At 49.5% G+C, this 1,977-nt stretch carries 1 pseudogene; it reads right to left on the reverse strand.

Annotated features, from left to right (window positions below):
• Positions 1-1,945 (reverse strand): annotated as a pseudogene (recG, locus tag R7P72_RS23725) (ATP-dependent DNA helicase RecG); the annotation flags it as partial.
• Between the last annotated feature and the right edge of the window lie 32 nt (positions 1,946-1,977).

The following is a 1,977-nucleotide window of genomic DNA, read 5'->3' on the forward strand; positions in this document are numbered from 1 at the left end:
CAATTTTGAAATCAGCCAAGCCTGTTTGTTTGGTGCCCAATAATTCGCCGGGCCCGCGGATCTCTAGGTCTTTCTGCGCAATAACAAAGCCATCGTTACTTTCACGCAGCACACCGAGGCGTTTTTGCGCGGTTTTCGACAGAGGGGAGTGGTACAGCAGGACACAGTGACTGGCAACCGAGCCTCGACCGACGCGGCCTCTTAACTGGTGTAATTGCGCCAAACCAAGGCGTTCAGGGTTTTCTATGATCATCAAGCTAGAGTTTGGCACGTCTACGCCAACTTCTATCACCGTCGTGGCTACGAGCAGGTGGAGCTTGTTGTCTTTAAACTCTTGCATGACAGCTTGCTTTTCGGCGGGTTTCATACGGCCATGAACTAGGCCAATTTTTACATCTGGTAGCTTGCGCTGCAGCTCTTCAGCGGTGTCTGCTGCGGCTTGCGCTTCTAACACTTCTGATTCATCGATCAGCGTACACACCCAATACGCTTGCTTGCCTTCGTTAAGACAAGCGTTTCGTACCCGCTCGACAATGTCGTCACGTTTGGTATCTGGAATGGCGACGGTTTGAATTGGCGTTCGGCCTGGTGGTAATTCGTCTATCACCGACGTTTCTAAATCAGCATACGCTGTCATTGCTAGTGTGCGAGGAATCGGAGTCGCAGTCATGATGAGCTAATGCGGATACGCGCCTTGTTTTGCCCCTTTCTCACGTAACTCTAATCGCTGATGGACGCCAAAGCGGTGCTGCTCATCAATGATGACTAAAGCTAGGTGATGAAATTCCACATGTTCTTGGAAGAGGGCGTGAGTACCCACTATCATTTGCGCTTCACCGCTGGCAATGCGAGCCAGTTCCGTCTCTTTGGCTTTGCCCTTGAGCTTACCAGCAAGCCAGCCTACTTGAATGCCCATGGCTTCAAACCAGTTGGCGAAATTGATGGCGTGTTGTTCGGCGAGCAGCTCAGTTGGTGCCATTAAAGCCACTTGGTAACCGTGCTCAATGGCTCTGACCGCGGCTAGCGCGGCAACCAATGTTTTTCCTGAGCCTACGTCACCTTGGACAAGACGCATCATTGGATGCGGCTTTTCGAGGTCGGATTCAATCTCTTTCACCACGCGTGCTTGAGCATTGGTCGGAGAAAACGGCAGTTGCGCCAACAGTTGTTTTTTCAGTTTGTCACATGGTGCGAGCGGTAAGGCGATATCTTGCTGACCTTTACTGCGCACCGCCAACATCGATAAGTTCTGAGCGAGCAACTCTTCCATGATCAAACGGATTTGAGCGGGGTGCTTACCTTCATCAAATTCATCTAAATTAATCGTTGGCGGCGGGCGATGAATGGTGTGCAACGCCTGCGACATAGTAATCTGATGGTTATACAAGCCAGAAGGTAGCAATTCTTGCACTGCCGCTTTATCGAGTAGCGCCAATGCTTGCTTAGTAAGGTTACGTAAGGTGATTTGACGCAGGCCATCTGTGGTTGGATAAACCGGGGTTAAGCTTTGTTCCACATCTGGCTTTTGTTCACTGGCGTAAAATTTGTAGTCAGGGTGCACAATTTCCAGCCCCATACCACCACGCTTAATTTCTCCGTAAGCGTGTACTAACTTACCCTGTGAAAAATTGTTCTTCATCGCTGCAGTAAAGTTGAAAAAACGCAGCGTGATGGTGCCATTGCCGTCACTGATTTTGACTGTCAGCATTTTGCGTTTACCAAAAATGGTATCGACGGTCATGACTTTACCTTGTACCGCAGCCCAAAGGCCTGCGTGCAGTTTGGCAATAGGATAAATGCGGGTGCGATCTTCGTAGCGTAGAGGCAGGTGGAACAACAAATCTTGAACGCTATGCAAGCCGACTTTAGCGAGTTTTTCTGCGACTTTGGCGCCAACTCCTGATAGAGAAGTTAAAGGAACAGCAGATAGCATTTGGGCAGACATAGAAAGCTCAAGAAAATGGTTAACATAGCAGT

This window comes from Vibrio sp. Vb0888 (assembly GCF_033338835.1).
GTDB classification, from domain to species: domain Bacteria; phylum Pseudomonadota; class Gammaproteobacteria; order Enterobacterales; family Vibrionaceae; genus Vibrio; species Vibrio alginolyticus.